At 64.3% G+C, this 19,133-nt stretch carries 13 protein-coding genes and 3 pseudogenes; 8 read left to right on the top strand and 8 right to left on the bottom strand.

Going from position 1 to position 19,133, the window contains the following annotated elements; genetic code table 11:
• Window position 1 precedes the first annotated feature (1 nt).
• From AC1DEK_RS23225 to AC1DEK_RS23200, 6 genes are all read right to left on the bottom strand, one after another.
• A complete protein-coding gene (locus AC1DEK_RS23225) occupies window positions 2-1,663 on the bottom strand; it encodes an alkaline phosphatase D family protein (protein WP_478127653.1) in 1,662 nt (553 codons plus the stop codon).
• The gene (locus AC1DEK_RS23220) at window positions 1,578-5,609 is read right to left on the bottom strand and encodes a GMC oxidoreductase (protein WP_478127652.1); all 4,032 of its coding nucleotides are present in this window, start codon (window positions 5,607-5,609) and stop codon (window positions 1,578-1,580) included. The genes AC1DEK_RS23225 and AC1DEK_RS23220 overlap by 86 nt, the downstream gene beginning before the upstream one ends.
• 132 nt (window positions 5,610-5,741) lie before the next feature.
• Window positions 5,742-6,221 carry an H-NS family nucleoid-associated regulatory protein gene (locus tag AC1DEK_RS23215; RefSeq protein ID WP_478127651.1) on the bottom strand — a complete coding sequence of 160 codons (480 nt, stop codon included), beginning with the start codon at window positions 6,219-6,221 and terminating at the stop codon, window positions 5,742-5,744.
• A gap of 99 nt (window positions 6,222-6,320) precedes the next feature.
• Entirely contained in the window at window positions 6,321-6,965 is a 645-nt protein-coding gene (locus AC1DEK_RS23210; protein ID WP_478127650.1) for a dihydrofolate reductase family protein, read from the bottom strand.
• A gap of 129 nt (window positions 6,966-7,094) precedes the next feature.
• On the bottom strand, window positions 7,095-8,390 hold the full coding sequence (locus AC1DEK_RS23205; RefSeq protein WP_478127771.1) for a lytic murein transglycosylase: 1,296 nt from the start codon (window positions 8,388-8,390) through the stop codon (window positions 7,095-7,097).
• A 96-nt stretch (window positions 8,391-8,486) separates the two neighbouring features.
• Window positions 8,487-11,183, bottom strand: a complete 2,697-nt coding sequence (locus AC1DEK_RS23200) for a bifunctional acetate--CoA ligase family protein/GNAT family N-acetyltransferase (RefSeq protein ID WP_478127649.1) — start codon at window positions 11,181-11,183, stop codon at window positions 8,487-8,489.
• A gap of 147 nt (window positions 11,184-11,330) precedes the next feature.
• Here AC1DEK_RS23200 and AC1DEK_RS23195 point away from each other — a divergent pair, with 147 nt between their 5' ends.
• The 8 genes and pseudogenes from AC1DEK_RS23195 (at window position 11,331) to AC1DEK_RS23160 (ending at window position 18,726) form a co-directional block, all read left to right on the top strand.
• On the top strand, window positions 11,331-14,249 hold the full coding sequence (locus tag AC1DEK_RS23195) for an adenosylcobalamin-dependent ribonucleoside-diphosphate reductase (protein ID WP_478127648.1): 2,919 nt from the start codon (window positions 11,331-11,333) through the stop codon (window positions 14,247-14,249).
• Between the two features lie 199 nt (window positions 14,250-14,448).
• Window positions 14,449-15,048 carry an NAD(P)H:quinone oxidoreductase gene (gene wrbA / locus AC1DEK_RS23190; protein WP_478127647.1) on the top strand — a complete coding sequence of 200 codons (600 nt, stop codon included), beginning with the start codon at window positions 14,449-14,451 and terminating at the stop codon, window positions 15,046-15,048.
• Window positions 15,049-15,073: 25 nt separating this feature from the next.
• Window positions 15,074-15,316, top strand: a complete 243-nt coding sequence (locus tag AC1DEK_RS23185; RefSeq protein WP_478127775.1) for a hypothetical protein — start codon at window positions 15,074-15,076, stop codon at window positions 15,314-15,316.
• On the top strand, window positions 15,213-15,524 hold the full coding sequence (locus AC1DEK_RS23180; protein WP_478127770.1) for an ester cyclase: 312 nt from the start codon (window positions 15,213-15,215) through the stop codon (window positions 15,522-15,524). The genes AC1DEK_RS23185 and AC1DEK_RS23180 overlap by 104 nt, the downstream gene beginning before the upstream one ends.
• A 1-nt stretch (window position 15,525) precedes the next feature.
• Window positions 15,526-16,296: an SDR family NAD(P)-dependent oxidoreductase gene (locus AC1DEK_RS23175; protein ID WP_478127646.1), complete on the top strand. Its 771-nt coding sequence runs from the start codon at window positions 15,526-15,528 to the stop codon at window positions 16,294-16,296.
• A gap of 16 nt (window positions 16,297-16,312) precedes the next feature.
• Window positions 16,313-17,167, top strand: a complete 855-nt coding sequence (locus tag AC1DEK_RS23170; RefSeq protein ID WP_478127645.1) for a fumarylacetoacetate hydrolase family protein — start codon at window positions 16,313-16,315, stop codon at window positions 17,165-17,167.
• A 9-nt stretch (window positions 17,168-17,176) separates the two neighbouring features.
• Window positions 17,177-17,982 (top strand): annotated as a pseudogene (locus AC1DEK_RS23165) (beta-keto acid cleavage family enzyme).
• Window positions 17,983-18,066: 84 nt separating this feature from the next.
• Complete coding sequence (locus tag AC1DEK_RS23160) at window positions 18,067-18,726, top strand: hypothetical protein (protein ID WP_478127644.1); 660 nt, start codon at window positions 18,067-18,069, stop codon at window positions 18,724-18,726.
• A 61-nt stretch (window positions 18,727-18,787) separates the two neighbouring features.
• Here AC1DEK_RS23160 and AC1DEK_RS23155 read toward each other — a convergent pair.
• Both AC1DEK_RS23155 and AC1DEK_RS23150 read right to left on the bottom strand, forming a co-directional pair.
• Window positions 18,788-18,931 (bottom strand): annotated as a pseudogene (locus AC1DEK_RS23155) (IS6 family transposase); the annotation flags it as partial.
• A gap of 21 nt (window positions 18,932-18,952) precedes the next feature.
• Window positions 18,953-19,133: pseudogene (locus AC1DEK_RS23150) on the bottom strand (L-idonate 5-dehydrogenase); the annotation flags it as partial.

Here is a 19,133-nt window from a genome sequence, read left to right as displayed (position 1 = left end):
ATCAAAGGTGGATTGACCGCCGCGCCTGCCCGTCCGCACCATCGAAATCCACATCGAGCCGCCAGGACGAGGCACCCGTCGGGCAAGGCCTGACGATTGCGAAGCCGTCACCGGTGCGCGGAAAGAAGGTTTCGACGCTGCACCGGAATCGCCGCCGCTTGCCGCTGTGGTCATCCTGATCATCCTGTTCGAACTCGAAGCAGTCAGGCGACGCGAAATCTTCCACCTTTGAATTGGCAAACGCATAAGGCGCATACAGCGCCGAGCTGTGAATGGAATGAACGGTCACGCACTTGCCCGGCACGTCGAGGCGTTCGATCTTGATCGTGGCGAGGCAGGACAGATGCTCGTCGCCCGAAAGGAAGACGATGCGATGCGCTTCGGCGTCATACACCCACGCCAGCAGATCGTGCAGCGACTTGGGGTATCCCGCCCACGAATCCGTCTGCAGGGCGACAGCGTGGCATGCGCTCGTGACTCCGCACTTCTGCATCGACAGGTAGCGCGGCAGCAGGATCGATGAAGAGACCACGAAGCTGGGTCCGTCCGAGGCGCGCTGGCCTTTGATCCACGTGTGCAGGTTGTCGGATTGGCCTGTGCCGAGGATGGTGGCGTCCTTCAGGTTTTCGATGGTCCGGCCCGTTCGCTGCGTGCGCGCGTCGGCAAAGAAGAACGGGTATCCATGCACCTGCCTGCTGACCCACAGCTGGTCCTTGCTGGGCGACTCGTCGTGGGTCGACTTCGGCCACATGCTGCGTTGGCGCGCGACATACGCCTGGCGGCTCTGCTTGATCTCGTCCTGGATCTCGTCGTGCCCGAAGCCCCGCGGCCGGGGCTCCCAGTTGTCCGAGACCTCGTGGTCGTCGAGCATGGGAAAGATCTCGGCGCCGGCAACGCGCAGTACGCGCTGCAGCCCGGCGTTGAGCATGAAGGCTTCGTATGCAAAGGCAAGCCGTTCGAGCAGCTTGCTCGGATCGAACAAGCCTGCCGTGCGGTCGACGTACACCTGATCGCCCGTCAGCACGGTGAAGCGGATCGACTCGTCGTTCTCCAGGCGCTCGCCCAGCCGCCACAGCGAGCGCTCTGCGGGTCCGATGTAGCGATCGTCCAGTGCGCGGCTGCGCACTCTCACGCTGCCGTCGAGCATGCCGGCAGGGTACTGGCAGCTGCTGACGGCGAATGCTGCATGCGTGTTGGGCACGTCCGCTCCCGATCCCCGGCGTGTGACGACGCCGCTTTCGAGCGAAATGGCTTCCTTGTGATCGACGATCTCGTCGAAGTCCTGATCGCTCGCGATCTCCACGTCGACCTTCGTCTGCGGATGAATCAGCAGGAGCACGGCACGATCGGTGCCGGAAGGCCAGGAGAGGGTCGTGGTCACGGTTGCGCCGTCGGCAAGAACGTCCGCCATGACCGCTTCGGCGCCGATTCGCCGGATGTCGCGCAGGTCGACGGGCTGTCCTTCCTTCAGGATCTTCCATTGATCCTGGTGCACCACTACCGGCATGAGGACCGCCGACGTCGGCACCCCATTGCGCTGGTCGAAGCTCGCCCGGAATGTGAGCTTGCCGTCGCTCTCAAGAATTGGCGGCGCAGCGAAGGACCTCGGCGGCAGCATCTTGCGCAGCAGCCGCCGAGGGGTCAACGCGGGGTTGGTCGTCATAGCTCGATTCCTTGGACAAGAATTGGCAGATGGCGCGATAGACGGCCGGCGCACGGCGACCGATCAGGCTGTCTTGGTGGCCCATGTCGCGGAACTCGATCGACTGCCCCGCGCAATGCGCGTCATTGAGCAGGTCGATCATCCTCTCGCGTGTCGCGATGTCCAGGAGCCCGTTCTCGGTGCTGTGCAGGCACAGCGTGCGGTGTGTGGAGTCCCTGGTCCGCCAGACCTCCGCGATCCGGCTCGGCACCATGCAGGCGCCATCGCCGCGGCGGTCAGTGACGATGCCGTAGCGCGCGAAGGCAATGACTTGCGCAACCGTCTGCAGGTTCATCGGCCCGAAGAAATCGTCGATGGCTTCGAGCACTGCATCCGACATGCCGTCCAGCTTGAAGGTGACGCCATACAGGGCGTCCATGCGGTGCCGGGCCGCCGCCCAGGTGGTGCGTGCGCCCGGGGGCCACATCGGGTTCTCGCGAAAGAAATCTGCTTGCGGGTAGGGCACGGCCGCGAGCAGGCGGTCGGCCATGTCGTCTGCCGTACCCGGCTTCTCGGGCGTGAACTCGAAGCTTCCCAGATTCACGAACTGTCGCAGCCACTGCATGACATAGGCACGAGCCATATTGGCCGGCGACATGACCAGCGCGGGGCCGACCTGCGACAGTACGAGCCAGCCCAGACGCTGGTGCAGCGCCGCACGCAGTTTCGGAAAGCGGTCGACGCCGGGCTCCAGCTTCTCCGCGAAGAGGCCCAGCGCCAGCATCGCCGCGCCCATGCAATGCGCGACGACGTCCACGCGCTGCGCACCGGTGCAGCGGCAGATATGGTCGATTGCCAGGGGAATGTCCTGGCAACCCATTTGCTCGAAGAACCACGGCTCGCGCGCCGTCGGCATGCCGGCGCTGCTGCGCAGATCGAGCACCCACACATCGCGCCCGTCGCGGAACAGCGCGCCGGCAAGCCCGCCCCCCGGAAGCAGCGGATGGGCGAAGGTCGTGCCGCTGGCGCTGTAGCCGTGGATGAGGATCACGGGGTTGGCCCCGTGCTTCGCGCCCGGCCCGTAGCGCGTCAGGCGCAGGTGGACGGGGGTGTCGTCCCTGAGCCGATCGACGGCAAGCTCCACGATGTCTGGCAGCGGCAACCCTTCGATGGCGCCCGGCAGCCGCTTGGCTTCACGCGGCTCCGGCCGATCCGGAAGACGAAGCGACCATGCATGCAGCGGCAGCATGACGCGCGACACATACAGCAAGAGCGATGCGACGTCGACCAATGCGCTTGCCTGATCGGATTGCGACACCACCCGCGCCAACGGGACGTTGACGCTCGCGAAGTAGGGCAGATCGACGCTGATCGGCTTGCGCTCGTCGGAGCGATGCCGATGAGGAAAGTCGACCAGATCCGCATACATCCATTGATTGGCGGGATTCGCAGCACGCTCGTAGGTCAGCCGCTTGACTGCGCGAACGCGTCCGTCCTCCCATTTCGCATCGCCAAGCGTTTTGGCAACGTGGGCTGGCTCGAGAAGCCGCAGGTCATATTCGAGCAAACGGGTGTCCGCTGCGCGAGAGGCCAGGTTGAAGACCGACTTGACCAGCGTCCAGATGCTCGCGCGACCCTTGGACGGGCGCCCGCGAAACCAGTCGATCACCGATTGCGAAGCGTCGCGGAATCCGCGATTGCGAAACCACGACCACAGTCCGGACAGCGTGCGGGAGAGCCGGCCCGACGGCGAGTGGCGCATCATGGTCAGCTCGCCCTGAACTGGCGCTTCGAGGACCATGTCTTTGGCTGGAGAGCCTTGCCTGGCCGGCGCACCCAGTTCAATGACGGCAGGCAGGATCGGCGAAGGCGTGAAGAGCCGCACGCGGCTGCGCGTGGGGTCGACGACCATCTGCCGCTTGGAGCGCGCGGCGATGAGATCGGGAATCGCCGCCGGCTCGAACCAGAGCGTCAGTTCCATGTCCAGCGGCACCGGCTTTCCCTTGCAGTCGATGGTCACGCGTCCCTTCATCTGCTCTGTCATCTCGATGCACGTCGGCTGCGCCGGCTTCGGCGGGGTCGGATAGGTAAACACCGGCCGCAGCGGATTCCATGTCGATGGCGCTTTCGGCGGTTTCGGCGGCTCCACTGCGGCATCCAATGCAACAAAGCCCCATTCGGTGCGCAGATGGCGGATGGCTCGACGCGCCAAGGTCGCAATGGTCAACGATGGATTGATGCCGAGCGAAGTCGGCATGATCGAGCCGTCCAGCACGACCAGTCCCTTGTGGACGCCGCCCTTCGCATCGCATTCGAAGACGCGGCCGTGTTCGTCGACCACACCCGTCGCGGAAGACTCGCCCATCGCGCAGCCTCCGAGCGGATGCACCGTCAACACCGGTCCGCGAGCCGGGCCGAAAAGCTGCTCCAGCATGTCCGGAAGCGGACGCCACGCCGGGTTCGGCAGAACCGCCGCGCCCGGCAGTTGCTGGTGCACCAGACGTTCGAGGATGTCCTGATGGTGCTCGAAGCTCGGGTCCTTGCGCACTCCCGGCCAGACCACGCCAAGCGTGCCTTGAGTCCCCTTCGGTGTGCCCTTGTTGCCCTTCGTGCCTTCGGCCGCATCGGGAGGGAGCGAGAGGCGCCCGCTCGCGCTGTCGTGCCCGATGACGGCAACCACCAGGCTGTTGTCGATCGCATCCTTGTCGATGCCGGCGCTGTCGGGTTCGTCCGGCGTGCCTGCATAACGGGTCGAGTCGGCCTTGGTCAGCGAGCGGATGGTGGCGACCGTGGTGGCGGTTTCCTCGAGCAGTCGACGCAGCGCGGCCGGAATCGCCAAGTCCTGGATCACGACGGGCTTGTCGTCCTTCTTGAGCCGGTTGTGCTCTTCGCGCAGATCGATCATCCGCGTGATGGTCGGTCCGTCCTGATCGACCGCCGAAGGTGTGGCGCCCGCGTGTCGATAGATGGTGCTCAGGTTGTCCCCGTTGGTGGAAAAGCGCTCCCCCAGGACGGCCGATACCGCGAGCTTGTTGTTGCGGGAACGCATGAGCAGCTCGGTGGAACCGAGCGCGCCTGCCGCAACGATGAGGCACCGGGTGCGCAATGCGTAGGGTTCGCGAATGTGGCGGCGCAAGCCGGTGTCCGTGTGCGTCACCGAAATTTTCCAGTCGTGATCGCCCAGCTTTGCGAAGGTGGTCACTGTCGCGCCGGTCACGATGCGAAGTGGCGCCGGATGCCGCGCACAGGCGTCGGCCATCAATGTGACGTCGAGCGACAACTTCGCGCGTTCGTTGCAGCCCGTGGCGCAGGCACGGCAGCCCGTGCAATGCCGGATGCCTCTTGTGGTGTCGTCATGCTGCGCCACCGTGACGTCGACCGGGTGCGCCACTCCGCCGCCGAGTTGGCTCATCAAGGCACCGCGACCAGCAAATGCCTGGCTCGAAGTCGACTTCAGTTGCTCGCTGACTTCGGCCATCGCGGCGAGCAGTGCCGCGTCTTGACGGATGCCATCGGGCCAACGCGGATGCTGCAAGACCTCTGGCAGCGGCGCGGCCATCACGCCCGCATTGATCAGGGAGCCGCCCCCCAACCCGTTGGCCAACACCACATTCACGTCGCCGCCGATGCGCAGGTCGAAGAGCCCGGGAGTCTCTCCATGCACCGCACCGGTGCCGGCCCTGCTGAAACGCACATGGCCCGCCAAGTCGGCCATTCGGGAAGGAAAAGCGCCGGCCAGATATTCCTTGCCGCGCTCGAGCATGGCGATGCGCAGGGGCCTTCCATTGATGCCATGGCCCGCAAGCTCGCTCAATGCCATGGCGCCGCCATACCCGCTGCCGACGATCACGACGTCGAAGTCAGGTTCGGCTCTGGAATGAGTCGGCTCGTAAAGCCGCAACTCGTCAGCCAACTCGGCCAGGTCGCACGACAGCCATGCCGTCGCGCGTTGTTGTTCGTCATCCATTGCGGGGTCCCTCGCCTGGCCTCCGCGCTATTGCGGCGTGTGCGAGTTCAGCACAGCGAACCCGCCGCTGTCCATCCGCAAGAAGGTGGAGTGGGCTCGGCCGAAAGACCGAGTGGCCGGAAGATCAGGCGGTCAGGCGGACATTTCTTCCAATGTCTTGCCGCCTTCGAGTGCTTCTTTCAGCCAGCGCGGACGTGGCCCCATGCCGCTCCAGGTGTGGCCGGCATCGTCGCGGTACAGAACGCGCGACTTCTTCGGCTTTACGCCGTTGGCGCGCCCATTGGGCTTTGCCGCGGCGCCGGTCGCGAACTCTTCGAGTGCTCGCCCGGCGGCGAGAGCTTCGCGCAGCCAGTCAGGTCGCTTGCCGATGCCACCCCAGGTGTTTCCCGTTCCGTCGGCATAGCGTGCGACGCGGGCCCCCGATTTGCCCGGCCGGCGAGTCTTTTGTTCGGCGGGGAGTCTGGCGAACAGTTGTTCAGGCGTCAGTCGGTAATGTTCAATGGCGACCCGAATGCGCGCCACCACTCCCTCGATCTCCTTGTCGCGCAGTTTCTCGGCCTTGAGTTGCAGGGTCTGGATCTGCTTCTGGATCTGGCTGTAGCTTTGAGTCATTAATTAATCGCTTCCAAATGTGAGTCAATATGTGAGTCAATCATAGAGCGTCAACCTGACTGGAAGTCTCAGGTTCGACAATTCAGTTTCCGCGGTGTGTCAGCGCTTCTTGAGAAAGACATGCGTTGCGCGTTCACCCGCGACTGAATCAGCACATTCATAACCCAGTGCATGCAAGTCGATGTCGCGAAAGAGATGCTCGCCGGACCCCAGCAACACGGGCCTGAAGGCGAGATGCAGATCGTCGATGAGTCCTTCCTGAAGGTATTGCCGGACTGTCGATACGCCGCCTCCCAGGCGAATGTCTTGCCCACCCGCAGCGGCTTTCGCCTGTGCCAAGGCGACGTGGATGCCTTCGGTGACGAAGCGGAACTCGGTGCCGCCAGCCATTGCGAGCGGAGCGCGGGGATACTGCGTCAGCACGAAGACTGGCGTGTGATATGGCGGCTCATCGCCCCACCAGCCCTTCCAACGATCGTCTGGCCATGGGCCCCTCACGGGACCGAACATGTTTCGACCCAGAATCCACGCGCCAATGCCTTCGAAGGCTCGTTCTGCCATGTCGTTGTCGATGCCGGTTTCGCCGCCTTCGAGGCCCTGCATCTTTCGCCACACGCGCGTGGGAAAGAACCATTCCATCAACTCGGGCCCTCGAACGCCGAGCGGATTTTGGAGATTCTGATTCGGCCCGGCGCCGAAGCCATCGAGTGAAACGGAAAAGCATTGAACACGTAGCCTGGACATGGGAATCCTTTGGACTTTCAAGAAAGAAGAAAAAAAGACCGCCGTGCAAACGCGCCCAATGTAGACGCAGCCTTGCCATGGTTCAAGCTGCCACCGCTCGCGTCCTTTGTTCGTTGATGGAGGCTTCGGCTACGGCTGCTGCAAACGCTGAAGCAATTGCGCACTGGGATAACCGTCTGCGGGCATTCCGATGCTGCGCTGGTAGCGGCGCACTCCATCGCGCGTAGCCGGCCCCATGACACCGTCGGGTGCGCCCGTTGCAAAGCCAAGTTGATTGAGCGCAGTCTGCAGTTCGATCAACTGGCTGCGCGAAAGAGTGCCCAAGTCGCGCGGCCAGGCCGCCTGCACGCCCGGGCCGCCATCCAGCCGTTGCGCGAGAAGCCCGACCGCCAGCGCGTAGCTGGTGGAGTTGTTGTAGCGAAGAATCGCGCGGAAATTCGGTCCAACCAGGAAGGCCGGTCCGCGCGAGCCGGCGGGCAGCAGGATCGAGCCGTCGCTGAAATCCGGCAGTGCGTTGCCGTCGATGCTCTTGATTCCTTCGGCCGACCATTGGGCGGAGGACTGGCGCACGGCCATGTCCGCGCGGGCGTACTCGAAGCCCTCCGGCAAGCGAACCTCGACGCCCCAAGGCTGCCCTGTTTGCCAACCTGAACGGGCCAGGAAATTGGCGGTGGAGGCAGTGACGTCGGCCATGCTGCCCCAGATGTCGCGCCGTCCGTCGCCATCCGCATCCACTGCATAGGCCAGGAAGTTCGACGGCAAAAATTGCGTCTGGCCCATGGCCCCGGCCCAGGAGCCGATCATGCGTTCGCGAACGATGTCGCCGTTGTCGAGGATCTTCAGTGCCGACAGCAATTCGCGTTTTGCCCAATCTTCGCGGCGCCCTTCGAAGCCGAGCGTTGCCAATGCGTCGATGGTGGGTGTGCTGCCATAGTTGCCGCCGAAATTGCTTTCCATGCCCCAGATCGCGACCACGATGCTGGGCGGAACGCCATAGCGGCGTGCGGCCGCGTCGGCTTCGGTGCGCACTTGAAGCAGCTTGTCCTGGCCGAGCGCGACGCGTTGAGCTGTCACGGTGTTGTCCAGGTAGTCCCAGACGGAGCGCGTGAATTCGGGTTGGGCGCGATCGAGTTCGATGACTCGCGGCAGGAATTGAACACCATCAAAGGCGCTGTGCAGCGTTGCTTCGCTGACGCCCGACGCGCGCGCGGATGTGCGGAAGTCTGCGACCCACGCAGCGAATTTTTGCTGCAACGCTGCGTCGTCGGCGGGCGGCACTGCAGGGGCTGTTGGCGCTACTGGCGTTGCTGTTGCAGGAGGCTTCGCCGTGGGTTGTGTACTCTGAGCGGCAACGGCAGGCGATGACGTCCCAGCGGGCGGCGCGGAGGCGCATCCCGCGAGGAGCGCGGCCGTCGCGGTCAACATCAAGGAGGCGATGCGAGGAAATCGAAGCAATGTGAATCTGGCTTGTTGCATCTGCGGATTTTGACCTCCTGCGAGACGGCAACATCGTCGCCCGGTTCAGAGGTTGAAGGTCACCAGCCGGAAATCGGGATCCTCGTCGAAACGCTTGACCGAAAAGCCCAGCTTTCGCATCAGCTTCAACATCTCCGAATTGCTTGTCAGGACGAGCCCATCGATTTCCGAGAGGCCCTTCTCGCGCGCCGCTTCGATGATGCTTTCCATCAGTCTAGAACCGATGCCCTTGCCGCTGAATTCATCCGCGACCAGCAGCGAGAACTCGCAGCTTCGCTGGTCGGGGTTGGTGATGTAGCGCGACACGCCGACGATGCGTTCCGTCTCGTGGCTGGCGCCCGACGCATCGGTGGAACGCTCGGAGAACACCGCCACGATCGCCATTTCGCGGTCGTAGTCGATCAGCGTGAAGCGCGACAGCATGGTCGCCGGCAGTTCCTGGAACCAGGACACGAAGCGGAAGTAGCGGCTTTGCGGCGACAAGTGCTGCACCAGTTCCTGCAGCATCTGCGCATCGCCCGGGTGAATGGGCCGCACGGTGTACATGCCGCCGCCGGGCATCGGCCATACGCGCTCATGCCGGGCGGGGTAGGGGAGTATCGACAGGTGGTGATAGTCGTTCGAGCGGCCACTGGCTGGCCGCGACGCACTGTCGATCAGGATGCGGGCATCCACCGCCACTGCGCCCGAAGCGTCGATGATGATCGGATTGATGTCCATCTCGCGCAGCTCGGGCAGCTCGCACACCATCTCGGAGACACGCAACAGCAGTTGCTCGAGGGCCTCCATGTCGACCGCGCTGGCGCCCCGCCACTCTCCCAGCGTTTCGGCCACGCGCGAGCGCGCAATCAGCTGGCGCGCAAGAAAGGTATTGAGCGGCGGAAGCTCCATCGAGCGGTCATTGATGAGTTCGATCATGGTGCCGCCCGCGCCGAAGACGATCACCGGGCCGAAAGGCTTGTCCGTCACCAGGCCGACGTGGATCTCGCGCCCACGATGCGCCCGGGCCATCTTCTGCACCGTCACGCCGTTGATGCGCGCATCGGGCATCAGGCGCCTCACGCGCTCCACCATGTCGAGGTAGGTGTCCCGCGCGCTGGCGCCATTCATGATGTTGAGCGCCACCCCGTCCACGTCAGACTTGTGGCTGATGTCGGGTGAATCGATCTTGAGGGCTACCGGAAAGCCGAGTTGCGTCGCGATCATCATGGCCTCGTGCGCAGTGCGTGCCAGCAGGGTCCTCGTGATCGGGATGTGAAAGGCCGAGAGCAAGGTCTTGGACTCCATCTCGGTCAGCACCTTGCGCCGCTCCGCCAGCACGCTTTCGATTACCAGCCTGGCCCCTTCGATGTCCGGCTTGGCCATCGTCGACAAGGGCGGCGGGATCTGCTGCAGCAATTGCTGGTTCTGGTAGAAAGCCGCGATGTTGCCGAAGGCACCCACGGCGGCTTCCGGCGTGCGAAAGGTGGGGATGCCCGCCTCGTTGATGATCGCGCGCGCCTCGCCGACCGACGCATCGCCCATCCAGCACGACAGCAGCGGCTTGCTGATGGAGCGGTGCGCGCTGACGAGCGCGCGCGCCATCGCCGATGCATCGGTGCCGATCTTGGGCGAATAGATGGCGAGAAGGCCATCGACAGCCGGGTCCTTGCCGGCCGCCGCGATGGCCGCCTCCAGGTTGACCGGCGTGGCGTCTTCAGACAGGTCGATCAGGTCGGACAACGACGCGAATGCCGGCAACTGGGGCGTCAGTGCAGCGACCGACGCCGGCGACAGCTTGGCGAGGTCGAGGGAGATTTCGTTGACCCAATCCGCCGCGAGCACACCGGGGCCGCCCCCGTTGGTGATGATTGCAAGCCGCCGCCCCACGGGCCGGTACCGCGAGGCCAGGCACTTGGCTGCGGAGAAAAGCTCCACGAAAGAGCGCACCCGCACGGCCCCCGCGCGGCGAAGTGCGGCATCGAACACATCGTCGCTGCCGACGATGGTGCTGCTGTGCGTTTGCGCGGCTTCGTTGCCGGCAGGCTTGCGTCCGGCCTTCAGTACGACCACCGGCTTGGCGTTGGCTGCGGAACGCAGCGCGCTCATGAAGTGGCGCGCGTTGTTGATGCCTTCGAAGTACACGATGATGCTCTGCGTCTGCGAGTCGTGCGCCAGGAAGTCGAGCACTTCGGCAATGTCGAGACTGCTGTGCGGGCCGACCGACACGACCGCCGAGAAGCCCACCATGTTCTTGCGCCCCCAATCCAGCATGGACGCAGTGAGCGCGCCTGACTGCGACACCAGCGCCAGCGAGCCCGGCTTGGCCAGCGGCCCCGCGACGCTGGCGTTGAGTTGCAGATGCGGGCGCTGGAATCCCAGCGAGTTGGGCCCCAGCAGATGCATGTCCTCGCGCTGGGCGATCTTCTTGAGGGCCGCGGCTTGCCCGTTGTCGATGCCGTTCGATATCACCAACGCGGCCCGGCAGCGGATGCGCCCCGCCAGCTCCAGCGCGGCGGCGATCTCCTGAGGCGGCAGCGCAATGACGGCGAGATCCGCGCGGGCCTGGGCGAGATCGCCGAGCGTTCCACTTGTGTGGATGTCGAGGAAGTGGAGCGTGCCGGCAAAGCGCTGCGCGCGCAGGGCCTCCTGCAGTGCTTCGACGAGCACCGGCACGGACGGGCCGCCCGTTTCACCGCGTGCTCCGGCAAAGACGATGACGGAGGCAGGGGAAAACAGGGGTGCGAGGTAGTGCTTTTCCATGGGCTCGGCTGCGCTTCGGGCGCGGGAGCCACGAGCCTACCGCGACATGGTTCAAGAAGCAAAAACGGCGGCGCCGGCCCCGGGCTGGACGAAAGACCCGTTGGCATCGCATCATGTACGCCTGTGCTTCATCCGAGAGGGTGCGCCATGTCGACGGATACCGATGCCCTGAAGACTTCGCCTACGCCCACGCGCGAGACGCTGCCTGTGCAGCCGATCAGCCGCGAGGTGCTGCTCGAGAAGTACGCCAAGGACGACGAGCGCAGCATCGCCGACGTCTGTCGGCGCGTGGCCCGCGCGGTCGCTCAAGCCGAGAAGCCTGAGTTGCGCGCGCAATGGGAGTCGCGCTTCCTGCGTGCTCTGGAAGATGGCTTCCTGCCTGCGGGGCGCATCCAGTCGGCGGCCGGCACGGCCTTGTCCGCAACGCTGATCAATTGCTTCGTGCAGCCGGTGGGCGACTCCATTGCGGCCGACGACGAAGGCTATCCTGGTATCTACGTCGCGCTGACCGAAGCGGCCGAGACCATGCGCCGTGGCGGGGGCGTCGGTTACGACTTTTCGCGCATTCGCCCGCGCGGCGCCTGGGTTGAAAGCACGCGGTCGAGCGCATCCGGGCCGGTGTCCTACATGCGCGTCTTCGATCGTTCATGCGAGACGGTCGAGTCCGCGGGTTCGCGCCGGGGCGCCCAGATGGGCGTCTTGCGTTGCGACCATCCGGACATCGAGGAATTCATCCATGCCAAGGACGAGGGCGACCTGAGCAATTTCAATATCTCGGTCGGGTTGACGGATGCGTTCATGAATGCGGTGCAGGAAGACAAGCCTTTCGAACTGGTGCACCGCGCCGCACCGGGACCGCGCTGGAAAGGCGGCGGCGAACGCCAGCGCGAAGACGGCCTGTGGGTCTATCGGTCGGTGTCGGCGCGCACGCTGTGGGACCAGATCATGCGATCGACCTACGACCATGCGGAGCCTGGCGTTCTGTTCCTGGACAGGATCAACCGCGACAACAACCTCTCGTATTGCGAGAGCATCGCGGCCACCAACCCCTGCGGCGAGCAGCCGCTCCCGCCATACGGATGCTGCTGCCTCGGCTCCATCGACCTGACACGGTTCGTGCGCCATCCTTTCGAAGCGGATGCTGTTTTCGACGAGGAGGCCTTCGCGCGGCTCGCGGCCGTGGCGGTGCGCATGCTCGACAACGTGCTGGACATCTCCGTGTGGCCCCTGGAGCGCCAGAGTGAAGAGGCGCGCAACAAGCGCCGCATCGGCCTGGGCTTTACCGGGCTCGGCGATGCGTTGGTGATGCTGAACCTGCGCTACGACAGCGCCGCGGCGCGCGATGCCGCCAGGCGCATTGCGGAGGTCCTGCGCGATGCCGCATACGGAGCATCGATTGAACTCGCGGCGGAGAGGGGCGCCTTTCCGCTGTTCAACGCCGACCTCTATCTCAGGCGCGACACCTTCGCCTCGCGGCTGCCCGCGTCCCTCAAGGAGCGCATCCGTGCGACGGGCCTGCGCAACTCGCATCTGCTTTCGATCGCGCCCACGGGCACCATCAGCCTTGCCTTCGCGGACAACGTCAGCAACGGCATCGAGCCAGCGTTCTCGTGGACCTACACACGCCGCAAGCGCACGCCCGAAGGCGGCTTCGAAGAGCATGCGGTCGAAGACCACGCATGGCGGCTGTACCGGCATCTGAAGGGAGAGGCTGCGCCGCTCACGGAGGCTTTCGTGACTGCGCTGCAAATGAGCGCGCAGGCGCACGAGGAAATGGTCGCGGCCGTGGCGCCGCATGTGGACACGGGCATCTCGAAGACGGTGAATGTGCCCGCCGACTATCCCTATTCGGATTTCAAGGACCTGTATCTGCGTGCCTGGAAGTCCGGCCTGAAGGGCATGGCCACCTATCGGCCCAATGCCGTGCTGGGCGCGGTGCTGAGCACGCCATCTTCGGCCGGTGCGCAGCAACCCATGACGATCGATGCCGGCCCGCTGAACGAACGGTTGCTGCTCGAACGCATGCCGCAGCCGGTGCTCGCGTCACTGCGCTGGCCGGGCCGCCCGGACCTGCCGGCGGGGAACGCCGCGTGGTCGTACATGGTTCGTCATCCCTACGGCGAGTTCGCTCTCTTCATCGGCGAACTGCCAGAAGATGGCAAGCAAGCGCCCTTCGAAGTGTGGATCAACGGCGCCGAGCAGCCGCGTGGCCTGGGTGCGCTGGCGAAGACACTGTCGATGGATCTTCGCGCCAAGGACGCCACGTGGATGCGCCTGAAGCTCGATGTGCTGACCACCGTGCAGGAAGAGCGTTCGTTCGAGATGCCGTTTCCGCCGAACGGAGAGATGCGGCGTTTTCCTGGCGTCGTGGCGGCCACCGCGGCGGTGATCCGCTGGCGCTGCGACCAGATGGGGCTCTGGCAGGGCGACGAGGGCGAGAAGGGCGCAGAGGGCGCGGCCACGCCGGTCATCGACGCGCTGTTCAGTCGCGAGGAGCCGCAGACCGGGCCCAACGGAACGCTCGCCTGGGCCGTGGACGTGCACAACCCGGCAAGCGACGAGACCTTTACCTTGATGCTCAAGGAAGTCCTGCTGCCGGACGGGCAGGGCGGCAAGGTTGCCCGGCCGTGCGCGCTGGGACTCTCGGGCAACTACCCGAGGGCTTTGGACGGGCTGGTGCGAATTCTGTCGCTGGACATGCGCGTGCTCGACCCGGCATGGATCGGCATGAAGCTGCGCAAGCTGCTCAACTACGCCGAGCCCCTGGGCCACTTCATGGCGTTTGTGCCGGGGTTACCGGCGGGCAGCCAGCGTCAGCAGGTCTGGCCTTCGACCGTTGCTTATGTGGCGCGGCTGATCATCCATCGCTATGCCATGCTGGGCGTGCTCGACGCCGAGGGATATCCGCTGCGGGCGATGGGCATCCTGCAAGCCCCCGTGACCATGGCCGACCAGCCGCTGCCCATGCTCGGCGCCGTGTGTCCCGAATGCGGCAACGCCACGATGATCCAGAAGGACGGTTGCGACTTCTGCACGGCGTGCGGCCACATTGGAAGCTGCGGCTAGCGAGGTCCGCGGGAAATCGGCTGCCATCGGCTCCGACGATGGATGCCATCGAGACAAACAGGCTTCCGGAAGAAATGACGAGCTCCTAGTCTTCAGGCATGTCATCGCAGCACGCCGGAGTCCGCTACGACAGGACCCCGGTAATGACGTCGGCTCGCGGCCGCTGCGTTCGGCCGCACCAGCAACCCTGGAGATCATCATGAGCAAAGTTCTTGTCCTGTATTACTCGTCCTATGGCCACATCGAGAAGTTGGCCGAAGCGGTGGCCGAGGACGCGCGAAGCGCGGGGGCGCAGGTGGACATCAAGCGCGTACCCGAAACCGTGCCCCTGGAGGTCGCGAAGGCCGCGCACTTCAAGCTCGACCAGACGGCTTCCATCGCGGCGATTGCGGACCTCGAGAGCTACGACGCGATCGTCGTGGGTACGGGCACGCGCTTCGGTCGCATGTCATCGCAGATGGCTGCATTCCTCGACCAGGCCGGTGGGCTTTGGATGCGTGGTGCTCTCCACGGCAAGGTCGGAGGCGCATTCAGCTCATCTGCCACGCAGCATGGCGGCCAGGAGACGACGCTGTTCTCGATCATCACCAACCTGCTGCACTTTGGAATGACCATCGTCGGGCTCCCATACAGCCACCAGGGCCAGATGAGCGTCGACGAGATCGTCGGAGGTGCTCCCTACGGGGCGACCACCGTCGCCGGAGGCGATGGATCGCGTCAGCCGACGCAGATCGATCTCGCGGGTGCGCGGCACCAGGGCGAGCTGATTGCAAAGACGGCAGCCAAGCTGTTCGGTTGAGTCTTGACCCTTCCCGGAGAACATCATGAGCACCACGAACGCTGCGGGCGAAGCGGCAAAGGCCCTCATCCGCCGCAATACCGAAGAGGTCCAGGGTGGTGGCAACTACGCGCTCTTCGACGAGCTCTTTGCCGATGACTTCCTCGACCACACGCCGCAGCCCAATTGCACGCCGGACAAGGCTGGCGCCCTGGGCCCTCTACAAGACGCTGCGCACCGCGTTTCCGGACTTTCACGCGGACATCCATTGGCAGCGTGTCGAGGGTGACGTCGTGACGACGTTCAAGACCTATCACGGCACGCACCAGGGCGCCATGTTCGGTATTGCGCCCACTGGACGAAAGATCCACTTCGAAACCGTCGATGCCATGCGCGTTCAGAACGGAAAGATCACAGAGCACTGGGGCGTAGCGAATCTCTTCTCCTTGCTGCGGCAACTCGGCGCCTGGCCGCCAGCCATGCAGGGGCAGGATTGACATGAGCAACATTCTCGAAGGCAAGGTCGTCCTCGTCACCGGCGCGGCCAGCGGCATTGGACGGGCCATCGCGATCGGTGCTGCCCAGTATGGTGCAAAGGCCGTCATCGTCTCGGACATCACCGAGACTTCCAATGAAGGCGGCAGCACGATCGTCTCGGAAATCGAGGTGCTTGGCGTCGCCGTTCGTTTTCATCGCACGGACGTGAGCAAGCGTTCGCAGGTCGACGCACTGCTCGATACGGCTTCGGAGTTCGGCGGAGTGGATGTGATGGTGTGCAATGCCGGCATCACGCTGCGTTCGGACGGTGCCGATGTAGCCGAAGAAGACTACCGCCGGCTGATGGCTGTGAATCTCGATGGCGTTCTGTTCAGTGCTCAGGCAGCGGCGCGGCAGATGAAGGCGCGCGGCAGGGCGGGCAGCATCATCCTGATGGCCAGCATGGGCGGGATCGCCGGTGCTGGCATGACCGTGGCGTACTCGACGAGCAAAGGCGGTGTCGTGCTGATGGCAAAGGCCCTTGCCGACGCGCTGGGACCTGAAGGCATTCGCGTCAATTCAGTCGCCCCAGGAATCATCGACACGCATCTTCTGCGCACCAATCCCGCGATTGCCGCCGTATCCGACGGCTTCAGGCAGCGCACGCCGTTGCGGCGCCTCGGCAAGCCATCGGAGATTGCCGATGCGGTCGCGTGGCTCGGCTCCGACATGTCGAGCTACGTCAGCGGCATCGCGCTTCTGGTCGACGGTGGCTTGCTTTCCGTGATCTAGCAACAGGAATCACACCATGCGACTTCTAGCATTCAACAGCAACGGCAAACCTGCACTCGGCCTGCGTATCGATCAGGAGATCGTCAACCTTACTGCCGAAGGTTTGCCTTCCACGCTGGATCAACTGCTTCGCGCCGGGTCCGCCGGCATGGAAGCAGCCAGGCACGCCGGAGAGACCGCGCGCAGCCGATTGCATGCGTCGGAGATCGCATGGCTGCCTCCTGTTGCCGCGCCCGCGAAGGCTATCGCCGTGGGGCTGAATTTCGTGGACCACGTGGCGGAGAGCCGCTTCGAGCCGCCAAAGTACCCTGTGCTTTTCCATCGCTACCCGAGTTCATGGGTGGGGCATGGCATGCCGCTGGAGCGGCCGCACGTGTCTACCCAGTTCGACTACGAAGGAGAGCTGGTCGTAGTGATCGGGAAGGCGGGCCGCTACATCGACAAGGCGCGTGCACTGGAGCATGTGGCTGGCTATTCCATATTCAACGACGGCTCCGTTCGGGACTACCAGACGAAGTCCGCTCAATGGATGATGGGAAAGAACTTCGACCGGTCTGGGTCCTTCGGGCCTGAATTCGTCACCGCCGATGAACTGCCTCGCGGCGCGGTGGGGCTGCGCCTGCAAACCCGCCTCAACGGTCGGATCCTGCAGGATGCCAATACGCGCGACATGATTTTCGACGTCGAACGCCTCGTCGCCGTCTGCTCTGAGCCCTTTGCGCTGGAGCCCGGCGACATCATCATCGCAGGCACGCCTTCGGGCGTCGGCGCAGCTCGAAATCCACCGATCTTCATGAAGGCAGGTGACGTCTGCGAAGTGGAGATCGAAGGCGTCGGATTGCTCTCGAACCCCGTCATCGACGGCGACTGAGGAAAACCAATGTCCGATCCGCGCAAGGTCATCGTCACCTGCGCCATCACGGGCGCGATCCACACGCCCTCGATGTCGCCCTACCTGCCAGTGACGGCAGCCGAGATCGCGCAGGCTGCCCTGGATGCAGCCAGCGCGGGCGCGGCCATCGTGCACCTTCACGCACGTGACCCGTCAGACGGTCGGCCCAGTTCGCGCCCGAGGTCGCGTCGCTCAACATGGGTTCGATGAATTTCGGACTCTACGAGATGCTGAATCGCTTCAAGGAGTTCAAGCACGACTGGGAGCGACCGTACCTGCAGAACAGCGACGATCTCGTCTTCCGCAACAGTTTCAGGGACATCGAATACATCCTGAGGTCATGCTCGGCCAATGGAACGCGCTTCGAGATCGAGTGCTATGACATCGGCCACCTCTACACCGCTGCGCATTTTCTGGATCGCGGTCTCGTCAAGGGGCCGCTCCTGATTCAGTCCGTGTTCGGCCTGCGCGGCGGCATCGGCGCGCAAGTGGAAGACCTGATGCACATGCGCCGAACGGCTGAGCGCCTGTTCGGGGATGCATACGTGTGGTCGGTGCTGGGTGCGGGGCGCAATCAGATCCCCATGGCGACCCTGGGAGTTGCTGTCGGCGGCCATGTGCGCGTGGGACTGGAAGACTCGTTGTGGGACGGTCCGGGTCGTCTCGCTCGCTCCAATGCCGATCAGGTCCGCCGCATCAGGACAGCCATCGAGGCGCTTTCGCTCGATGTCGCCACGCCCGATGAGGCCAGGCAGATGCTTCGCCTGAAAGGGCGAGACGCCGTGAATTTCTAGCCCAGGCTGGACACGGAATCACCTCCTGATTCGGCAGCGGCGAGCCCGCTATCGCCGATCGGGAATTCACCAGGAGTAGAGAAGATGACAACCGCAAATCTGTCCGGGCGCAGCCCAGCGCTCAATACAACCGACGCGCTCACCCTCATGCGCATTCCGCTGAAGTTCGACGTCACCGAGTGGCCGCGACAGGTCGAACGCTTTCTGGAGCAGACACAGAAGCCCTTGCACCGGGCAATCCTCAAGAACTATTTCCGTCACCTTCTGCTGGAGGTTGCCGGTTATTGGGATCAGATCATCGTGCCCGAACTCACGATCGACGAGCCCATGTACCGCGTGGGAGATCGCAGGGAGATGCGAGTGTTATCGGGAAAGGTAGCCGTCGAAGGGTTCTACAGGGAAGCGTTCGAGACCCGGCAGAACGTCATGGGTGCGCGCACCATGAACATGGGCGCGGAGGACTATGGCGTCACCACGGAGGCCGTCTGGACCCACGTGGTGCCCGGCAGCTGCCTCGGGGACCACGACATCGATGCCGATCCCGGTGCCTACTACCTCATGAACCACCATCTGTTCCAGATCTTCTCGTACACCAACGACCCGCAGCCGAAGCTCATTGCGGAGCGCATCTACGATGACCCGGAGAGCTATAGCTACGAAAAGCTCGACCCCGCGGATGTGGTGACGCCTGAAATGGCGCGCGAACAGCTGGCCCCCTTTCTGGCGCGGGCGACCCTCGACTGACGTGAAGGGCCTTGTCACGTTGAAGGTGAATGGTCGCAACATCGGCAGGCGGCGTTGCGATTCAGAAGGCGGCAAGCGGATTTTGGGTGAGGCCCGTGAAAAGACGCCAGGCGTCGAAGCGCGCAGCCAGTTGCTTGCGATAGGGCGGTGGGCGCAACAGGTGATGCTCGAGCGCAAAGTGCTGGCGGATGGGATCGAAGCTCGAGAATGGCGCGAGGGGATGCGTTCACTCGAAGTTCAGCAGCACTTTCATCGCCCGCGTACGATCGGCCGCCAGCGCAAAGGCGCGGGCCGAATCGCGGTACGACAGGGTTGCCGATATCAGCGGCTTGACGTCGACCAGCCCCTTGTTGAGCAGCTCGACGGCGACCGCGAATTCCTCGTGAAAGCGGAAGGCTCCACGAAGA

The sequence above is a fragment of the Variovorax sp. 10N420 genome (assembly GCF_056394705.1).
Note: the sequence above shows the minus strand (reverse complement) of the source record. Positions and strands in the feature narration are given on the sequence as shown.